General features: G+C 65.3%; 20 protein-coding genes. 10 read left to right on the forward strand and 10 right to left on the reverse strand.

Annotation, left to right across the window (positions count from 1 at the left end):
• Positions 1 to 8: 8 nt before the first annotated feature.
• From ACM42_RS22635 to ACM42_RS22660, 6 genes are all read left to right on the forward strand, one after another.
• Positions 9 to 830, forward strand: coding sequence for a FadR/GntR family transcriptional regulator (locus ACM42_RS22635; RefSeq protein WP_028177803.1), 822 nt, complete (start codon positions 9 to 11; stop codon positions 828 to 830).
• 149 nt (positions 831 to 979) lie between these two features.
• Positions 980 to 1801, forward strand: a complete 822-nt coding sequence (locus ACM42_RS22640) for an ABC transporter permease (RefSeq protein WP_035670422.1) — start codon at positions 980 to 982, stop codon at positions 1799 to 1801.
• Positions 1798 to 2604: an ABC transporter permease gene (locus ACM42_RS22645; protein ID WP_271530012.1), complete on the forward strand. Its 807-nt coding sequence runs from the start codon at positions 1798 to 1800 to the stop codon at positions 2602 to 2604. Before ACM42_RS22640 ends, ACM42_RS22645 begins: the two co-directional genes overlap by 4 nt.
• Positions 2601 to 3359 carry an ABC transporter ATP-binding protein gene (locus ACM42_RS22650; RefSeq protein WP_271530013.1) on the forward strand — a complete coding sequence of 253 codons (759 nt, stop codon included), beginning with the start codon at positions 2601 to 2603 and terminating at the stop codon, positions 3357 to 3359. The genes ACM42_RS22645 and ACM42_RS22650 overlap by 4 nt, the downstream gene beginning before the upstream one ends.
• Positions 3356 to 3688: a hypothetical protein gene (locus ACM42_RS22655; RefSeq protein WP_271530014.1), complete on the forward strand. Its 333-nt coding sequence runs from the start codon at positions 3356 to 3358 to the stop codon at positions 3686 to 3688. Before ACM42_RS22650 ends, ACM42_RS22655 begins: the two co-directional genes overlap by 4 nt.
• A 4-nt stretch (positions 3689 to 3692) precedes the next feature.
• Positions 3693 to 4748 (forward strand): ABC transporter substrate-binding protein, encoded by a 1056-nt coding sequence (locus tag ACM42_RS22660; protein ID WP_271530015.1) that lies wholly within the window; start codon positions 3693 to 3695, stop codon positions 4746 to 4748.
• A 114-nt stretch (positions 4749 to 4862) separates the two neighbouring features.
• Here ACM42_RS22660 and ACM42_RS22665 read toward each other — a convergent pair whose 3' ends face one another.
• On the reverse strand, positions 4863 to 5594 hold the full coding sequence (locus ACM42_RS22665; protein ID WP_239622146.1) for a cytochrome c biogenesis CcdA family protein: 732 nt from the start codon (positions 5592 to 5594) through the stop codon (positions 4863 to 4865).
• Positions 5595 to 5801: 207 nt separating this feature from the next.
• A complete protein-coding gene (locus ACM42_RS22670) occupies positions 5802 to 6068 on the reverse strand; it encodes a hypothetical protein (RefSeq protein ID WP_028179978.1) in 267 nt (88 codons plus the stop codon).
• Positions 6069 to 6552: 484 nt separating this feature from the next.
• Between ACM42_RS22670 and ACM42_RS22675 the strand changes: the two genes are divergently transcribed.
• The 4 genes from ACM42_RS22675 (at position 6553) to ACM42_RS22690 (ending at position 9501) form a co-directional block, all read left to right on the forward strand.
• Positions 6553 to 7602 (forward strand): LysR family transcriptional regulator, encoded by a 1050-nt coding sequence (locus ACM42_RS22675; protein WP_271530016.1) that lies wholly within the window; start codon positions 6553 to 6555, stop codon positions 7600 to 7602.
• Positions 7603 to 7631: 29 nt separating this feature from the next.
• On the forward strand, positions 7632 to 8003 hold the full coding sequence (locus tag ACM42_RS22680; protein ID WP_028179980.1) for a helix-turn-helix domain-containing protein: 372 nt from the start codon (positions 7632 to 7634) through the stop codon (positions 8001 to 8003).
• A 290-nt stretch (positions 8004 to 8293) separates the two neighbouring features.
• Complete coding sequence (locus tag ACM42_RS22685; RefSeq protein ID WP_271530017.1) at positions 8294 to 9115, forward strand: enoyl-CoA hydratase; 822 nt, start codon at positions 8294 to 8296, stop codon at positions 9113 to 9115.
• 104 nt (positions 9116 to 9219) lie between these two features.
• A complete protein-coding gene (locus ACM42_RS22690) occupies positions 9220 to 9501 on the forward strand; it encodes a hypothetical protein (RefSeq protein WP_271530018.1) in 282 nt (93 codons plus the stop codon).
• A gap of 34 nt (positions 9502 to 9535) precedes the next feature.
• Here ACM42_RS22690 and ACM42_RS22695 read toward each other — a convergent pair whose 3' ends face one another.
• From ACM42_RS22695 to ACM42_RS22730, 8 genes are all read right to left on the reverse strand, one after another.
• Positions 9536 to 10615: an isocitrate/isopropylmalate dehydrogenase family protein gene (locus tag ACM42_RS22695; protein ID WP_271530019.1), complete on the reverse strand. Its 1080-nt coding sequence runs from the start codon at positions 10613 to 10615 to the stop codon at positions 9536 to 9538.
• 126 nt (positions 10616 to 10741) lie between these two features.
• Complete coding sequence (locus ACM42_RS22700) at positions 10742 to 11809, reverse strand: alcohol dehydrogenase (RefSeq protein ID WP_271530020.1); 1068 nt, start codon at positions 11807 to 11809, stop codon at positions 10742 to 10744.
• An 83-nt stretch (positions 11810 to 11892) separates the two neighbouring features.
• A complete protein-coding gene (locus ACM42_RS22705; protein ID WP_271530021.1) occupies positions 11893 to 12864 on the reverse strand; it encodes an ABC transporter ATP-binding protein in 972 nt (323 codons plus the stop codon).
• Positions 12861 to 13853: an ABC transporter ATP-binding protein gene (locus tag ACM42_RS22710; RefSeq protein ID WP_271530022.1), complete on the reverse strand. Its 993-nt coding sequence runs from the start codon at positions 13851 to 13853 to the stop codon at positions 12861 to 12863. The genes ACM42_RS22705 and ACM42_RS22710 overlap by 4 nt, the downstream gene beginning before the upstream one ends.
• Positions 13850 to 14722 (reverse strand): ABC transporter permease, encoded by an 873-nt coding sequence (locus tag ACM42_RS22715; protein ID WP_271530023.1) that lies wholly within the window; start codon positions 14720 to 14722, stop codon positions 13850 to 13852. Before ACM42_RS22715 ends, ACM42_RS22710 begins: the two co-directional genes overlap by 4 nt.
• Entirely contained in the window at positions 14709 to 15659 is a 951-nt protein-coding gene (locus ACM42_RS22720; RefSeq protein WP_271530024.1) for an ABC transporter permease, read from the reverse strand. The genes ACM42_RS22715 and ACM42_RS22720 overlap by 14 nt, the downstream gene beginning before the upstream one ends.
• Before the next feature lie 7 nt (positions 15660 to 15666).
• Positions 15667 to 17202, reverse strand: a complete 1536-nt coding sequence (locus ACM42_RS22725; protein ID WP_271530025.1) for an ABC transporter substrate-binding protein — start codon at positions 17200 to 17202, stop codon at positions 15667 to 15669.
• Between the two features lie 131 nt (positions 17203 to 17333).
• The gene (locus ACM42_RS22730) at positions 17334 to 18530 is read right to left on the reverse strand and encodes a CaiB/BaiF CoA transferase family protein (RefSeq protein WP_271530026.1); all 1197 of its coding nucleotides are present in this window, start codon (positions 18528 to 18530) and stop codon (positions 17334 to 17336) included.
• Between the last annotated feature and the right edge of the window lie 179 nt (positions 18531 to 18709).

The raw sequence follows: 18709 nt of genomic DNA on the forward strand, positions 1-18709 counted from the left end.
ACGTACGAGTGGCAAGAGCGCGCCCGAGCCCCGTCGACAAACTGGTCAAGCCCGGCCGCATTCGCGCCGTGCTGACGACGCTCGGCCGCGAGATCGCCCAGGATCTCATTCCCGTCGGGACGACCCTTCCGCCGGAGCCTGAACTCGAAACCCGCTTCGGCGTCGGGCGCGGCGTGGTGCGCGAGGCCATCAAGACGCTTGCCGCCAAGGGCCTCGTCAGCGTGCGACCGCGCCACGGCACGCAGGTGCTGCCGCGCCACGAATGGAGCCTGCTCGACCGCGACGTGCTGAGCTGGCTCGTCGGCCAGGACGAGCCCGACCGCGACCTCCTGCTGGCGATCCAGGAGGTGCGCTCGATCATCGAGCCTGCAGCCGCAGCTCTCGCCGCAGAACGCGCCACCCGGAACGACCGCTGGCGGATCGACACGGCCCTGGCCGCGATGCAGAGTGCAAAGGACCAGGCCAGCGCCCTCGCCGCTGACAAGGCATTCCATCTTGCCATCCTGGACGCGACCCACAACCCGGTCCTCCAGGGCTTTCGCGGCGCGATCGATACCATCCTGAGCACCGTCTTCACCGTCGCCGTCGTCAGCACCGGCGGCTGGTTCAGGGATAACCTGCCGAACCACGTGGCGGCGGCGCGAGCCATCGAGAGCGGCAACCCGGAGAAGGCGCGCGCCGCGATGGAACGCCTGCTGGGCTACACCCGATTGAAGCTTTCGAACCGGAAGACGGCCATCGCCGCGGCGACCCGTAAAACGGTCGGATCGGCCGTGCGCTCGCCCAAGAAAACGAACCTCAAGAACAAGAGAAAACGCCATGGACCGTGACACGAAGGGCTCGGCCCAGATCCTCGCTCCGCCGGGAATCGTAAGGCTCGCACACCGACGGAGATATGCCATCGCGCGAGACGTGGTTACGATGGCGGAAAGATCAGCGTGAAATGCCGGCACAGGCATAGCTGAGCCAGGGAGGTCAAATGCAGGTGACGGGCAGTCTGAAGGGGCGATCGTCGCGGCTGATGCGCAGCGTCAATTCGCTGGCGGGAGCCGCGATGTTCGTCGCGCCGCTGCTTGCGCTGGTCGCGATCTGGGCCATCGTCGTGCCACTGTTCAACGTCAATCCGCGCGTGTTTCCCTCGGTCGGTGCGGTCGGCGCGGCCGCGCTGGACTCGATCCGCGACGGCACGTTGTTCGCCCATGTCGGCGCGAGCCTCTTGCGTGTCGGCCTGGGCACGCTGATCGGGATCGCAACCGCCGTGCCGCTCGGCATCGCCATGGGCGTCAGCCCGACGGTTGCGGCCTTCCTGACGCCGCTGTTCCGCTTCTTCTCAGTGCTCGCCGGCATTGCCTGGATCCCGATCGCGACGCTGTGGTTCGGCTACGGCTTCGGCGCGATCGTCTTCGTGATCTTCAACGCCGTGTTCTTCGTCGTCGCCTACAACACCCTGCTCGGCGTCAGGACCATCCCACACACGCTGCGCAATGCCGCCGCCTCGCTCGGCGCCGGCCGCTGGGCGCTGCTGACTGAAGTGCTGCTGCCGGGCGCGCTCCCCAACATCGTCACCGGCATTCGGACGGGCCTTGGCTTCGCCTGGCGCGGGCTGATCGCCGCCGAGATGATCGCGACCAATGTCGGGCTCGGCTACATGCTGTTCGTCGCGCGCGACTTCTACCGCACCGAGGTGATCGTGTTCGGCATGATCGTGATCGGCGTTCTCTGGCTTCTGATCGACCGCCTGCTGCTGGTCCCGCTGGAACGCGCGACCATCGAGCGCTGGGGCATGGTGAGGCGCGCATGAATCTGATGCTGCAAATCTGGGCCGGCTATACGCGCCTGACGCGGCGCTGGCCGGGGCTCGCCGCGATCATTCCCTTCATCCCGGTGCTGGCGTTATGGACCGCGGTGAGCGAGGCCGGCTTGTTTCCGCGCGCGTTCTTCCCGGGCCCGGCCGACGTCATGCGCACATTCTTCACCCTCACCTACAAGGGCATCCTGCCCGACTATCTCCAGGACAGCCTGATCCGGCTCGCGACCGGCGCCGCGGTCGGCATGGCGCTCGGCATTCCACTGGGGGTCCTGATCGGCACCAGCCGCTGGGCGCACCGCATCTGCTGGCCGGTGCTGCTGTTCTTCCAGGCCATCGGCGACATCGCCTGGCTGCCAATCCTCTTGATCTGGTTCGGCTTCGGATTGACGACGATGACCTTCGTCATCGTCTACACCGTGCTGTTCCCGGTCGTGCTCAACACCGTGCTCGGCGTCGAATCCGTGCCGCGCGACCTCGCGCGCGCCGCCCTGAGCCTCGGGGCCTCGCGCGCGCGCGTGCTGTGGGAGGTGACGCTGCCGGGCGCGCTGCCCAACATCATCACGGGCCTGCGCAACGGGCTCGGCTATGGCTGGCGCGCGCTGATCGCAGTCGAGATGATCGTCGGCACGTCGGGCATCGGCTTCATGATGTTCGACGCCCGCCGCGCCGGCTCGACCGTCGAGATCCTGCTCGGCATGATCATTCTCGGATTGCTCTGGTACATCGTGGACGCCTGGATCCTCGCGCCGCTCGAGCGCGCGACCGGCCAGCGTTGGGGATTGGTGACATCATGAAGACGCTCTCGCTGCGAAATCTCGGCAAGACCTATTTCGATCCCTATGCGGGCGCGCATGTCACCGCCGTCCACGACGTCTCGCTCGACGTCGAGCCCGGCGAATTCATCTCGGTGGTCGGCCCCTCCGGCTGTGGCAAGACGACGATCCTGAACATGATCGCGGGCTTCATCCCCTATTCGAAGGGCGACATCCTGCTCGACGGCAAGCCGGTGCACGGGCCCGGCCCCGAGCGTGGCGTCGTGTTCCAGTCATTCGCGCTGTTTCCCTGGAAGACGGTGCTCGACAATGTCGGTTTCGGCCCGAAGATGCGCGGCGTGCCGAGGGCCGAGCGCGACCGCATCGCGCGCGAATATCTGGCGCTTGCCGGACTCTCGCACGCGGCGCACCGCTATCCCAACGAGCTCTCCGGCGGCATGCAGCAGCGGGTCGGCGTGGTGCGCGCGCTCGCCAACAACCCCGACGTCCTGCTGATGGACGAGCCGTTCGCCAGCGTCGACGCGCAGACGCGCATGACGCTCCAGGAGGAACTGACCCGCATCTGGCAGGAGCGCAAACCGACGGTGATCTTCATCACCCACGACGTGGCGGAAGCGGTGTTTCTCGCCAACCGCGTCGTCGTGCTGTCGAAGGGACGCGTGCTCGACCAGATCGCGGTCGACCTGCCGCGGCCCCGGGTCTGGGACGACCTGGTCAAGGACGACCGCTTCAAGCAGCTCTCGGCGCGCGTGCTGCAGATGGTGCGCGCAGCATGAGCATCGCCGCCGAGGTCCTGCGCTCGCCCAAGGGCCGCATCGTGCTCGGCACGATCGCCGCATGGGCGCTGTTTCAGCTCTGGCTGACGATCGCGGCGCCGGGCAAGATTTCGCCGGAGCTCACCGGCACATCGGAGAAGGTCAACGTGCAGATCGAGCTGCCGTTCATGCCGGAGCGCTTCCACGTGCTCGCGTTCCAGCAATACGGACGCGTCTCGGGCACGGACGAGCACTCGATCGAACTTCGCGGTGTCAAAAGAACGGACCTCAACGCCGTGGCCCGACCTTACTGGGTGACGGCGGTGGGGCCGATAAAAGAGGGAGGCTGAGGACATGAAACGACTCTTGCTGCTTGCGATCGCGCTTCTAGCCGGCATGGTGCCGGCGAGCGCCCAGACCTTGACGAAAGTGAAGGCCGGCATGGTCACCGGCATCGACCAGATCGGCCTGCCGATCGCGCTCGAGCGCGGCTTCTTCGAGAAGTACGGGCTCGACGTCACGATCGCACGCCCCTACGCGACCGGCGTCGACGCGCTCAACGCGCTGCAGGCCGGCGAGAGCGAGATCGTGCAGGTCGGCGTGCCCATGATCGGCGCCGTGCTGCGCGGCATGGACCTCGTCGCGCTCGGCAATTACAGCGGCAACGCCACCAAGGCCGGCTCCGACGCGACGATGGCGATCATCGCGCGCGAAGGTTCGGGCATCGTCAAGGGCGACCTGTCGACGCTGAAGGGCAAGAAGATCGCGGCGTCCTTCGGCACGATCAACCATCTCTACATCCTGGCGACGCTGGAGAAGGCCGGGCTGAAGCCCGACGACGTGACGCTGGTCAACACGCCGCCGCCGGACATGACCGTCGCCCTGCTCGCCAAGGGTATCGATGCGTTCTCGGGCTGGGACCCCTGGCCGATCGTCGCCGGCAAGGATGTGCCGGGCGCGGTCGAGATCATCCGCGGCGGCGACGTGATCTCCTATATCGGCTTCAACGTCGCGCTTCGCCCCTGGGTGCAGGCCAATGGCGAGACCATCGAGAAATTCCTCTCGGCTGTCTCCGAGGCCGACCAATGGATGCGCAAGAACCCGAAGCTGGCGGCGCAAGTCGCCACGCGCTGGATTCCGGGGCTCAAGCAGGAAGTCGCCGAGGCGGCGATGCAGTTCAACATCCAGCAGGCCGACCGCCGGCTGTCGGCGAACAATTACCGCGCGCTGTGGAGCGCCGAGGACCGGCTCTCCCGGCTCGGCATCCTGAAATCGACCTTCGACGTCAATGCGCATATCGAGCCGAAGCACATTCTCAAGGTCATGAAGGATCGCCCCGAGCTGTTCGCCGACCTGCCGCCGATCCCGGAGACGGCGGCGATCACGCCGGGCTATGTGTTCAAGCCCTGAGCCGGCCGCACACATCGAGATCGGCGCGCTCAGTGCGCCGGTCTCGCCACGCACTGGATTATCGTTCGAGCACGACCTCTCGGAGAACCGCTGCACCGTTCTCCGGAGCGCGCCCTAACCGATCGTCTGCAGCGCCGGAAACGTCTCGAGCAGCCAAATGCTCACATTCGAGACCGCGCCGGTGAGAAAGCCGATGCCGGTGATCACCATCAAGACGCCCATGGCGCGCTCGACATTGACGAGGTGGCCCTTCATGCGCGCGAACAGCGCGGAGAACTGTTCGATCATCAGCGCGGCGATCAGGAAGGGAATGCCGAGGCCCGCGGAATAGACCGCGAGCAGGCCGGCGCCCTTCGTCACCGTGGCTTCGGCCGCGGCGATCGAGAGGATCGCGGCGAGGATCGGGCCGATACAGGGCGTCCAGCCGAAGGCGAAAGCGAGGCCCATGATGTAGGCGCCCCAGAGGCCGACCGGTTTGGGGATCGGCAGCCGTCCCTCGCGCATCAAGAGGCCGATGCGCGTCAGGCCGAGGAAATGCAGGCCCATGATGATGATGACGATGCCGGCGAGAATCGACAGCTCCGCCGACCAGGCACGGATCAGCCCGCCGACCAGCGAAGCGCTGGCGCCGAGCGCCACGAACACCGTGGAAAAGCCGAGCACGAACAGAAGTGCCGACATCATGATCGCGCGCTTGGAGGCAGCGACCGGCTCGTCGCTTTCGACATGCTCGATCGTGGCGCCCGTCAGGTAAACCAGATAGGGCGGAACCAGAGGCAGGACGCAAGGCGAGAGGAAGCTGACGAGTCCGGCAATCAGCGCCGCCGGGATCGAAACATTTTGCATGATGCAATCGGAGCCATCTCAGGCACCGGTACGGCGCGCAAGGAATGCGCCCGGCCCGGAGCCGAACCGGCTCTGGTGTAGCCGATGGCTGAGAATGCGCAACAGAGGCGCACGAAAACCAGGGCTCCTCCCGATGCCATCCGTGATCACAGATGCGGCATCGGGACGCGCACAAACCTCGCCAAAAAGCGAGATTCGGCGGCGCGGCTACTTCACCACGCGGAGCAGCGGACGCCGGGGCTGGTCCTGCGTCTGCTTGGAAGGGGTTGGCGGCTCGCTCGCAGCGCTCCGCAGCATTTCGTCGCACAGCGCCTTGAGATCGGCACTGTCAATTCCTTTCAGCTTCATCCGCACGTCGAGGATGACAATGGACAGCATCTCGGCCGACTCACGGTTGTTGCACTCGTTGAGAGCCCTGCGGCACTCCTCGAGCGTTCCCAGCACCGACTGCAACTGTTCGTCTGAATGCGACACTTGCGTTCTTTCCGTTAACTCGGCCTGCGAGACGTGCTTGTGGCGCCCCCTTTGGCCCGCATGGAAGACCAAAGATAGCACGAGGCTACTGTGCCTCCGAACCTGATTTCAGTGTGTTTCTGCCGTGGGACCGCGGTTCCGCCCGCAGTCGCCCCGCAGCAGCATTGGCGATCGCCGAACTGGTCCGGGAGCAAACGTCTTGCGCGGTGCGATCGATCCATCGCGTGAGACGGCATCTGCCTTCGCGCAAGAATTTCCATCGCGGACAGCGCCGGCAATCCCGCAGCCATTTCACGGCTCGCAACGGAACTCACGCCACACCCCCCTCAGACGGGCAATAGCTGCCCGATCCCCCAACCCAAGACAGCACCCCAATACCGCCCACAAGTTGATAAGGATGACGTTCAAAACTCGTCATTCCCCAACCCGCCGTGGTTGTGGTTTGCGTCAGATTCTGCCAGTTTAGCTACCTAGAGGAAATTGTATGCACTCCTTGGCGGCAAGGGGCGTTCCGCTGGCGGAACGCCCAAAAACAAATCTCAGCGGCCTCTCGGATTGGGATGCGGCCCGCATATTCCTGGAAGTCGTCCGATGCGGAAGTTTCCGCTCGGCCGCCGAGCGTTTGTCGCTGTCGATCAACGCCGTGCGCCGGCGGATCGACGATTTCGAACGCCAGACCGGCACCACCCTGTTCACCCGCGACGTCCACGGTACCCATCTGACCGACGAAGGCGCCCTGGTGGTCTCTGCCGTCGAGCGCATGGAGGCGGCCACGTTCGACGTGCTGCGCGCCAGCGATTCGATGGCCAACGCCTTGTCCGGCGAAGTCCGTGTTGCCGTCACCGAAGGGCTCGGCACGTTCTGGCTGGCCCCGCGCCTGGTCGAATTCCAGCAGGCCTATCCGAAGATCCTGGTGGACCTGCATTGCGCGATGCGCTCGGCCGACGTCTCGCGCCACGAGGCCGACGTCGCCATCCATCTGTCGCGTCCCTCGGCGCTCGACGTCAAGCTGGTGCGGCTCGGCCGCATGCATCTGATGTTCTGGGCCTCCGAGAAATACATCGCAAAGCATGGCGCGCCGCGTTCGGCGGCGGAATTGATCAAGCATCGCCTGGTGCTGCAATTCGCCGACCAGCTCGCCGCCAAGGAATCCTTCGAAAGCTTTTTCCCTGGCGTTCCGGAACGTGACCTTCTGGTCATGAAGACCAATGTCTCGAGCGCCAACTACTGGGCGGTCGCGAACGGCGCCGGCATAGGCGTATTCCCGAGCTATGCCATTGCGCTTGGCGGGAAGTTGATTCCACTGGAGGTCGAGCTGAACCGACCGCTCGATATCTGGCTGTCCTACCATCCCGGTAGCGGCCGTATTCCGCGCGTGCGGCACATGATTGACTGGCTGATCGAGGCTTTCAATCCGGCTCGCTTCCCGTGGTTTAAGGAAGAGTTCGTGCACCCGCATGAATTCAAGGACTCGTATATGGGCGAACCCCTGACCCAGCTCTTCGGGGGATTTTCAACCGAAGAACAAAGGTGAGAACAGAGATGAAAGCAGCGGCAAAAAGAATGAAGCAGCGCAGTGCCGGCAAGCCGGACATTGAGCTTGGCAAGCGGATCCGTCTGCGGCGCGTCGAGATGAAGATCTCGCAGGCCGAGCTCGGCGAGAAGTTGGGTGTCAGCTTCCAGCAGGTTCAGAAATACGAGAAGGGCGTCAATCGCGTCGGCGCGGCTCGGCTTCAGCAGATCGCCACCGCCCTCGATGTGCCCGTGACCTTCTTCTACGACGGCGACAACAAGGCCCGCGAAGTCGAGAGCCTGCTCTTCCTCGACTCCGCCTTCAGCCTCCGCCTGCTGCGCGCCTACAGCAAGATCAAGGACCAGACGGTGCAGCGTCAGCTCGTCTCGCTGATGGAATCGATCGCGGCGAACGAGAGCTGAGCTCGATCGGCGATCTGGCCTTTACGGCCGATGTTCAATCCGCCGCGTCACAGGGCGCGGCCGGATTGAACGAGATCCGATGAGATATGTCTGCGCCCGCACGCTTGCGCGCGGTCTGTCTCGGGGCGGCCTGGCCGTCCTCTTTTCTTGGCGGTTTGCCGCCATTCGCCGAACTTCGCGCGCCATGCAATCACAGCACAGGCGGATGCAAGCTCTCCTCCCCTGCGCCGGTTGACCGCGGCGGCGGCTGCGCCGCACATTGCGCTCGGCCACCGACAAGCGAGCGCGCGATGCCCGACATTTCCAGCACGACCGGAACTCCTTACGCCGACGGCAAGATCCTCAAGCACTCGGCCGGTGGCGTCGGCGTGATCACTTTCAACAATCCCGACAAGCGCAACGCGATGTCGCTGGAGATGTGGGAGGGATTTGGCGAGGCGCTGACGGCCTTGCGCGACGACGACACCGTGCGCGTCGTGATCCTGCGCGGCGCCGGGGGCAAGGCGTTCGTCTCGGGTGCCGACATCAGCCAGTTCGAGAAAGTCAGGCACAATGCAGCGGCGTCGGAGGAGTACGCCAGGCGCAGCGCCGCCCAGCGCGCGCTGCTCGCCGACTATCCCAAGCCGACCATCGCCTGCATCGACGGATACTGCCTTGGCGGAGGCATGCAGGTCGCGATGCTCGCCGACATCCGCCTCGCCTCGCACGGCAGCCAGTTCGGCATTCCCGCAGCCAAGCTCGGCATCGCCTACGGCTATGACGGCTTGCGGCATCTGGTGTCGCTGGTCGGCCCAGCCTGGGCGCGGCTTCTGATGTACACGGGCATGCGGATCGATTCCGCCGAGGCGCTGCGCATCGGTCTCGTCGAGCGCCTGTTCCCGGTCGACGAGCTCTGGGGCGAGACCATGACGATCGCCGAGTCGATCGCGCAGAACGCCCCGCTCGCGATCAAGGCCGCCAAGATCACCATTGCGCAGGTGCTGAAGGACGAAAGCGCGCGCGACATGGAGGCGATCAAGGCGATCGGCAACGCCTGCATGGACTCGGAGGATTTCCGCGAGGGCCGGCAGGCCTTCATGGAGAAGCGCAAACCGAAGTTCCGGGGGCGCTGAAGCTGAACCCGCGTTCAGGTAGATTAAATTCCTCGTGCAACTCAGCACAGCCGCAACCACTCGATGTCGCGAAAGTTCTCCCGCCACCAACGAGGGAGATTACGATGACACTGAAATTAGCTGTTCTTGGTCTGGCTGCCGTCGGCGCTGTGGCCTTCGCGTCGGGACCGGCCCTCGCGGCAATGCCGAACGGCATCCCGCAGGCCGACAAGATTGCAAGCGGACCGGCCGCTGACGTCGATCAGGTGCGGTGGGTGTGTAACCCCTGGGGCCGCTGCTGGTGGCGCCCGAACTATTATCGCGCCTACGGCTATTACGGCGGCCCGCGCTTCTACGGCCCGCGTCCGTGGGGCTGGCGTCATCACCATCACTGGCGCCGCTGGTGAACGACAAAGGGGCCCTCGGGCCCCTTTCCTTTGATTACAGCGCCGCGAGCACGGCCTTCGTGATATCCGCCGTGCCGTTGCTGCCGCCGAACTCCATCGGCTTGATGCCGCCGGCATAGACCTGGTCCACCGCGCGCTCGATGGTCTCGCCCGCCTCGGCCGCGCTCTCGATGCCGTGCTTGTCGGCGAGCCAGTCCAGCATCATCGCGGCCGACAGGATCATGCCGGTCGGATTGGCCTTGCCCTGCCCCATGATATCGGGCGCGGTGCCGTGGCACGGCTGGAACACCGCATACTTGTCGCCGATGTCGGCCGAGGGCGCCATGCCGAGGCCGCCGATCAGGCTGGCGGTGATGTCGGAGACGATGTCGCCGAACATGTTCTCCATCACCATCACGTCGAAGTCCCAGGGACGCTTCACCAGCATCGCCGAGCAGGCATCGACATAGAGGCGGTCGGTCTTCACGTCAGGATGCTTCTTGGAGATCTCGTCGAAGATGCCGCGGAAGAAGGCAAACGCCTTGAACACGTTCGCCTTGTCGACGCAGGTGAGCATTCCCGGCTTGCCGCGGGCCTTGCGCCGCTCGGCCAGGCGAAACGAGAACTCGAACAGGCGCTCGGACGTCTTGCGGGTGATCACCATGGTCTCGCGCGCGTCCTCATGGGTGACGACGCCCTTGCCCATCGAGGCGAACAGGCCTTCGGTCGATTCCCTGATGACGACGAGATCGATGCCACGCTGGTCGGCGCCGACGATCGGGCTCGGCACGCCCGGAATGAGGCGCGCCGGACGCACGCCGGCATAGAGATCGAAGATGAACCGCAGCTCGATCTGCGGCGCGATTTCGGTGTTGTCAGGGTAGCGCACCGACGGCAGCCCGCAGGCCCCGAGCAGAATCGCATCCGCCTCCTCGCACAGCTTGATCGTGGTGTCAGGCATCGACTTGCCGGTTGCGAGATAATTGTTCGCGCCGGCCGGCGCGTCGGTGAAGCGGAAGCGCAGGCCGGATTTCTCGCCGACCTTGCGCAGCACCTCAAGCGCCGGCGCCATGACTTCGGGACCGATGCCGTCACCGGCGAGCACGGCAATGTGGAAGGCGTTGTTTGCGGACATGGGATTCCTACTCTCTCCACCGTCATGCCCGGGCTTGACCCGGGCATCCACGTCTCGATGCTGTCTCTTTGGCCAGACGTGGATGGCCGGGTCAAGCCCGGCCATGACGACAAACCAACGATGAAATTACGGCGTCAGCACCGTGCGTCCGACCACCGCGCCCTGCTGCAACTGCACCAGCGCGTCATTGGCCTTGGCGAGCGGCTGCCGCGTCACCGGGATCGGCGGCACCTTCTTCGTTCGCACGAGCTCGAGCAATTCCTGCGTCTCGCGCAGATTACCGACATAGCTGCCCTGGATCGTCACCGCCTTGATCGGAATCAGCGGCAGCGCCCAGGTCGCGCCACCGCCGAACAGGCCGACGATGACGAGCTTGCCACCCTTGGTGAGGCAGTCGAAGCCGAGCTGCGTCGTCGCGGCATTGCCGACCAGATCGATCACGGCGCGGATCGGCCCCCCCGCCTTCTTGGCGAGTTGCTCGAGCGCATCCGGCGCCTTGGGATCGACGGTCGCCAGCGCGCCGGCCTTCTCGGCCGCCTCGCGCTTCTTCGCGTCGATATCGACCATGATCGCACCCTTGCCGCCCATGGCCTTGAGCAGCGACAGCGCCATCAGGCCGAGGCCGCCGGCGCCGAACATCACGATCGGCGTGTCGAAATGCTGCTCGACCTTCTTCAGCGCGCTGTAGGTGGTGACGCCCGAGCAGGCATAAGGCGCGGTCGTCGCGGGATCGAGCCCCCGGAGGTTGAGCAGGTAGCGCGGATGCGGCACCAGCATGTGGTCGGCATAGCCGCCGTCGCAATAGACGCCGAGCGAGCGCGGCGTCAGGCACATGTTCTCATCGCCAGCCAGGCACGTGGCGCATTTGCCGCAGCCGATCCAGGGATAGACCAGGCCGACATCGCCGACCTTCAGATCGCCCTGGTCGGTCGGCTTCACGTCGGGACCGAAGGCGAGCACTTCGCCGACGGTCTCGTGGCCCATCGTGAGCGGCAGGTTGATGCCGCGGTCCTTCAGTGACAACGGCTTGCGGCCATGGCCGAGATCGTAGCCGCCTTCCCAGATGTGGAGATCGCTGTGGCAAACGCCGGCCGCCTTCACCTTGATCAGCACCTGCGTGCCCGATGGCTGCGGCGTCGCCTCGTCAACCTCCTGCAGCGGCGCCTTGAAATCGGCAACCTTGAAACTCTTCATTGGCGTCCTCCCGGAATGCTTCTCGTTCGCGGCGCAGCATGCCATGACCGGCGCAACGAGACAAACCCGGGAGCGGTCTTAGTTCAGGCCAGCGGATGATGGCAAGCGGCGAACTGGCCGGGTGCGATCTCGCGCAACTCCGGTATCTCCGCGCTGCATCGCTGATCGGCCCGCGGGCAGCGGGTGCGGAAGCGGCAGCCGGACGGCGGCGCAATCGGTGATGGCGGCTCGCCGGTCGCCACGCTCTCGGCGGGACGAACGTCCGGATCTGGCACCGGGATCGCCTGCAGCAACAGGCCGGTGTAGGGATGCGCCGGACTTGCGAACAATTGCTCTGACGGCCCGACCTCGCAGAGCCGGCCGAGATACATCACCGCGACGCGATCGCTGACCGCTTTGACCACCGCGAGGTCGTGTGCGATGAACAGCAGCGTCAGACCGAAGCGCGCCTTCATCTCCTCGAGCAGGTTGAGGATCTGCGCGCGGATGGAAACGTCGAGCGCCGAGACCGGCTCGTCGCAGACGATGAACTCCGGGTTGAGCACCAGCGCTCGCGCGATGCAGATGCGCTGGCACTGACCGCCGGAGAATTCGTGCGGCAGACGGCCCGCCACAATATCGGGATCGAGCCCGACCGCGGAGAGCACTTCGTGAACCCGCCGCTTGCGCTCGGCAGCATCCTTGACGCCGGCGATGATCAGCGGCTCGGCCACGATATCGCCGATGCGACGGCGCGGATTGAGCGAGGCGATCGGGTCCTGGAAGATGAGCTGCACGCGGCGGCGCATCCTGCGCAGCGCCTCGCCCTCCATGGCCGTGAGGTCCTCACCGTCGAACAGCACGCGACCAGATTTGGCGCGGCGCAACTGCAGCACCGCGCGTCCCAGCGTCGACTTGCCGCAACCGGATTCGCCGACCAAGCCCAGCGTCTCGCCGCGTGCGACCTCGAGGCTGACACCGGAGACGGCGTGCACCGTCTTGTTGCCGAGACCATATTCGACGACGAGATGGTCGACATTCAGAAGCGGTTCGGGGCGCACGGCAAGCTGCATCATGCGCCGATCCTTTCCGTCATTCGGATCGGATGGAAGCAGGCATAGAGGTGCCCGGGCATCTCGGCACTCTTCAGCTCGGGCTTGACCTCACGGCAGCGCTCCCCGACATAGCGGCAGCGCGGTGCAAAGGAGCAGCCTTTCATCGGCCGTGTCGGATCGGGCGGGCGGCCGGAGATGGCAGGCAGCGGCGTATGCGGCGCGGTCTCCAGCTTCGGGATCGCGGCCAGCAGCGCCTCGGTGTAGGGCATGTGCATGCGCTTGAACAAGGCCTGTGTCGGCGCACGCTCCACCACCCGGCCCGCATACATCACGGCGACCTCGTCGGCACGGCCGGCGACGACACCGAGATCATGGGTGATGATGATCATGGCCATATGCCGGCGGCGCTGCTCGCGCGCCAGCAGATCGAGAATCTGAGCCTGGATGGTGACGTCGAGGGCGGTGGTGGGCTCGTCTGCGATCAGCAGTTTCGGCTCGCAGGACAATGCGATCGCGATGGCGATGCGCTGGCGCATGCCGCCGGAACATTGGTGTGGATATTGCGCAAGCCGCTGCTCCGGCGCGGGAATGCCGACGGCCGCGAGCAGCTCGATGCTGCGCTTGCGCGCCGCCGGGGCGTCCAGCTCGAGATGTTCCTGGATCGTCTCCATCAACTGCGTGCCGATGGTCAGCACCGGATTGAGCGAGGTCATGGGGTCCTGGAACACGACCGCGAGGTCGCGCCCGCGCAGGCGACGCAGTCTTTCAGGCGCGAGCCGCACCAGGTCCTGACCATCGAACATCACGCGCCCCGTCAGCTTCGCCTTCTTCGGCAGCAGCTGAAGCACCGCGCGCGACAGCATGGTCTTGCCGCAGCCGGACTCGCCGACGATACCGAGCGTGCGGCCGGCCTCCAGCGACAGATCGACACGATCCACGGCGCGCAAATTGCCGCGCGGGGTCGGCAGCTCGACCGCGACGTCCTCGATCGTCAGCAGCGGCGCGTTCACAGCGCCCCCTGACGCGGATCGGTCAGTGCCCGCAAGGTGTCGCCGACGAGGTTGAACGCCAGCACGGTCACAAACAGGGCCGCGGCCGGCAGGAAGGCGAGCCGCGGCGCGATGTCGAGACTCTCGCGGCCCTCGCCGATCATGCTGCCCCAGCTCGCCATCGGTGGCGGCACGCCAAGACCGAGGAAGGACAGCGCGCCCTCGACCACGATGGTGACGGCGACGCCGAGCAGGAAGAAGGCGAGCAGCGGCAGGATCACGTTCGGCAGCAGCTCGCGGAGCAGGATGCGCGCGTGGCTGGCGCCGAGCGCTTCGGCGGCGATCACGAACTCGCGCCGCGCCAGGGTCAGCGTCGCCGCGCGCGCCACCCGCATGAAGGCGGGAATGCCGAGCACGCCAAGGATCAAGGTGAGATTGGGAATGGACTGGCCGAGATAGGCCGTCACGGCGAGCGCGAAGATCAGCGGCGGAAAGGCGAGCAGCACGTCCATGCTGCCGACCACCAGCGTCTCGAACCTGCCGCGGAAATAGCCGGCCAGCAGCCCGAGCGCACCACCGACAATGAGGCCGATCATCGGCGCAATCAGCCCCACCGTTAGCGACACCCGCGCACCAAAGATCAGGCGGGCGAGCTCGTCGCGGCCGAGCCCGTCGGTGCCGAGCCAGTGCTCCCCAGAGAACGCGGCGCGGCGCTCCAGCATGTCCATGTCGGTCGGGTTCTGCAGCGGCAGCACCGGCGCGAGGATTGCGAGCGCAAGAATGATCGCGACCCAGCCGCTCGCGAGCCAGAACAGGAAGCCGAGCTTGCGCCTGCCGCGAACGGGCGCGGACGCTGCCTCGTCCTGAATTGACAGCTCAAGCGTGGCCATGGCGGATCCTCGGGTCGAGCACGGCGTAGAGCATGTCGACGATGAAATTGACGATGACGAAGCCGCAGGCGACCAGCAGCACCACGCCCTGGAGGATGACGAGGTCGCGGGTGTAGATCGCGCCGACCAGCAGCCGGCCGATGCCGGGCAGCGCGAAGATCGATTCCACGATCAGTGTGCCGCCGAGCAGGCGGCCGATATTGATGCCTGTCACCGTCACCAGGGTCAGCGACGAAGGCTTGAGCGCATGCACGAACAGGATGCGGGATGGCTTGAGGCCCTTTGCTTTCGCGAGCGCGATATAATCCTCCTGCAAGGTCGCGATCATGTCGGAGCGCAGCACCCGCATGATGCCCGGCCATTCCGCGAGCGCGAGTGTCAGGGCCGGCAGCACGAAGAAGCGCAAGTTCGCAAGCGGCTCCTCGGTGAACGGCACATAGCCGGTCGCGGGCAGCCAGTGCAGCTCGACCGCGAACAGATAGATCAGCAGGATCGCGGTGAGAAAAGAAGGCATCGACAGCATGGCGAAGGCGCTGCCGGTCATGAAGCGGTCGAAGGCACCACCGGCGCGCGCGGCGCAGGCGATCGCAACGGGAACGCCGATCAGAAGCCCGATGAATTCGGCCATCAGCATCAGTTGCAGCGAGACCGGGATGCGCTCGGCGACTGCCTGCAACACCGTCTGCCCGGTGCGGAACGAACGGCCGAGATCGCCCTGCAACACGTGACCAAGCCAGCTCAGGTAACGCCACCACAGCGGCTGATCCAGCCCCATGTCACGCCGCAGCGCCGCGACATTCTCCGGCGTCGCCTGGTCGCCGAGGATGACGAAGGCGAGATCGCCCGGCAGCAGCGCGGCGATCAGGAAGGTGAGCAGCGAGACGGCCAGCAGGACCGGCAGGACGGCAAGGAGCCGCCGCGCGACGAAGTTCAGCATCGCGTGGTCATTCCAGCCAGGTGTTCGAGACGTCGATCACGCCGTTGTAGATCTTCGGAAAGCCCTTCAGCTTCGCGCTCGACAGCGCGTAATAGGTGTTCTGGAAGGTCCAGAACCAGATCGCCTCCTTGTTGATCAGGCGGCTGATGGCGCAGTAATCCTCGGTACGCTGGCCGAGGTCGGCAGTGACGCGTGCGTGGTCCAGAAGCTTGTCGAGCTCGGGATTCGAGAAGCCGGAGAGTGCCAGCGGGCTGCCGCTGCGGAAGTTCGCGTACATCTGCGGATCGGGATCGGCGAGATCGACGATGCGCCACGGCGTCAGCTGGAACTGCCGCGTGAAGGCGCGTGACGGAATGGTGGCCTGGTCGACCTGCTCGATCTCCATGTTGGCGCCGACGCGCTTCCAGAATTGCTGGAGCACCTGGCCGACCATGCGGCCGCGGGGCGTCGCGGTCACCAGCATCTTGAACTCGACCGGCTTGCCATAATCCTTGATCAGCGCCTTGGCCTTCTCGACGTCGAACGGCAGCGCGCCGTCGTCCTTGCACTTGACCCAGGAGCCGTCGCCGTAAGGATTGCTCGCGGGCCGGCTGAGGCCGTTGCTGATCGCCTGCGACATCTTGGGACGATCGATCGCCATCACCAGCGCCTGGCGCACGCGGACGTCGTCGAACGGCGCAACCTTGGTGTTGAAGGCGTAGACCTGCGCGCCCGAGCCCTTGTAGGTGTGCACGGTGAGCTTGGGGTCCTTCTGCGCCTTCATGATGTTGTCGGCATCGTTCTCGTCGTCCCAGATGATGTCGGCCTCGCCCGATTGTAGCGAGGCGAAGCGCGATTGCGCGTCAGGCAGCGGCTTCAGGATGATGCGGTCGAGGTAGGGACGGCTCTTGTCCCAGTAGTTGGGATTCTTCTCCAGCACCATGCGGTCGCCGGCAGTCCATGATTTCAGGATGTAGGGACCGGTGCCGACGGGATTGCGATTGTAGTCGTCACCCTTGGTCTTCCAGGCGGTCGGAGAATGCACCGCATTGTTCTGGCTCTGGATGGTGATCACCGCCGGCAGGTTCACGGAGGGGTCGGTGAGTTTGTAGACGACGGTATATTCGTCCGGCGCCAGCACCTCCTTGACGTTGGTGATGTAGAAGGCGCAGCGGCACTTGTTGGCGGGGTCCTTCTGCCGGTCGAAGTTCTCCTTGAAGGCTTGCGCATTGAACGGGGTGCCGTCGTGGAATTTCACGCCCTCGCGGAGCTTGAAGGTCCAGCTCATGTAATCGTCGGAATGGGTCCAGGACACCGCGAGCTTTGGCGCAGCCTCGCCCTTGTCGTCGAGCCTGGTCAGCGTGTCGAAGATCGCGGCCGCCGCGGTGAAGGTCGAGGTGTCGTAGACACCGACCTTGAGGGGATCGAAGCCCGGGATATCCAGCTCCTGGCCGACCGTGATGCTGCCGCCCGGCTTCTGCGCCTGGGCGGGCCCGGCCAGTGCAAACGCCGCAACGAGGAAAATCGGCACGTGCTTGCGCACTGCGGCAGCAATGTTCGTCATGGTTCCTCCCGGGATCCCTCGTCCGATGTTTCGGATCGCTGAACGACTTGAGGGCGAGATTGGCGACAAATGCTCGCCACGGCAAGAGGAACACACAGGAGTTCAAACGCCGCATGCGGCGGCGATGTTGCTCAATATGTCTTGGCTGTTTTGCCTGGCGGAATTGGCGCATCGCCTGCGAGGTCGATCTCGTCGCGCAGCGCATCCGTGTGCTCGCCAAGCGCAGCCATCGTCTTGCCCGGTGTGGTATCGGCGCCGGACATCCGGAACGGGAGATTGAGCACCCGGAACGAGCCCCCCTCGTCCCGCACTTCGGAGAGCGCCTGCCGATGCGCAAGCTGCGGATCGGCCAGCGCCTCGGACACGGTGCGATAGGCCGAGGCCGGCACGCCGGCAGCACCAAGCGCGAGGAGGCATGCATCGGTCGTGAGCTGACGCGACCAGACTTCGACGCCATCCATCAAATCCGCCCAGTTCTCGCGGCGCGCGGCGTAGGTGGCGAATCGTGGATCGGAGATCCATTCGGGGCGTCCGATCACGCCCATCAATCCCTGAAACGTCTTCTCGCTGGCGACCGTGATCATGACATAGCCATTGCCCGTTTCGGTCGGGCCGAACATCGGGCGCGGCGGCGGCTTCACCGCGAATTGCGCGCTCTGCAGTTCGATCACGGTCAAGGTCAGCATCGATTCCAGCATGGAGACGTCGATGTGCTGGCCAAGCCCGGTGACCGTGCGCTGATAGAGCGCCGAGGCAATCGCGCCGAAGCCGTAGATGCCGGTGACGACGTCGGCATGGTAGATGCCGCAATAATCGGGACGGCTGCGGCCTGGCTGGTAGGCCAGATGCGCCATGTCGTAACCAGAAGCCGCATGGATCACGGGAGCGTAGGCCGGCAGTTCGGCCGAGGGGCCGGTCTGGCCGTAGCCGGAGATCGAGCAGTAGATCAGCCTCGGGTTGACCTGATACAGCCTGTCGTAGTCGAGCCGCAGCCGGTGCATCACGCCAGGGCGGAAATTCTCCACCAGAATGTCGGCCGTCGCGGCCAGCCGGCTCACCGCCTCCCTGCCGTCCTCGGACTTGAGGTCGAGGACCACGCTCTTCTTGCCGACATTGAGCTGGCCGAACACGGTGCTGCACCCCTTGCGCAGCGGCGGCCGGGTCCGCATCGTCTCTCCGCCGTCGGTCTCGATCTTGATGACCTCGGCGCCCATGTCGGCGAGCATCCGCGTGCAATGGGGGCCGGCGATGGTGGTCGAGAAGTCCAGGACCCGCAAGCCCGCCATGACTTTTGTCAACGTCCCCTCATGCTTATCTGATAGCTGCATGTCTGCTCACGCCTTGGGTCTCGTAGGAACCAACGAAGTGCTTTGTTGTTGATGCGGCGACCCTAGAGGGCGGCGGCCGAGTAGGAAAGTGTTTACCGGACGGACGCGTCGCGTGGGCGGGCTTGGGAATTCCAGGACAACTGGACCCGTTCTTGCATAGCAGCAAGCGGGATCGGAAG

The sequence above is a fragment of the Bradyrhizobium sp. CCBAU 25338 genome (genome assembly GCF_028128965.1).
GTDB lineage: Bacteria > Pseudomonadota > Alphaproteobacteria > Rhizobiales > Xanthobacteraceae > Bradyrhizobium > Bradyrhizobium liaoningense.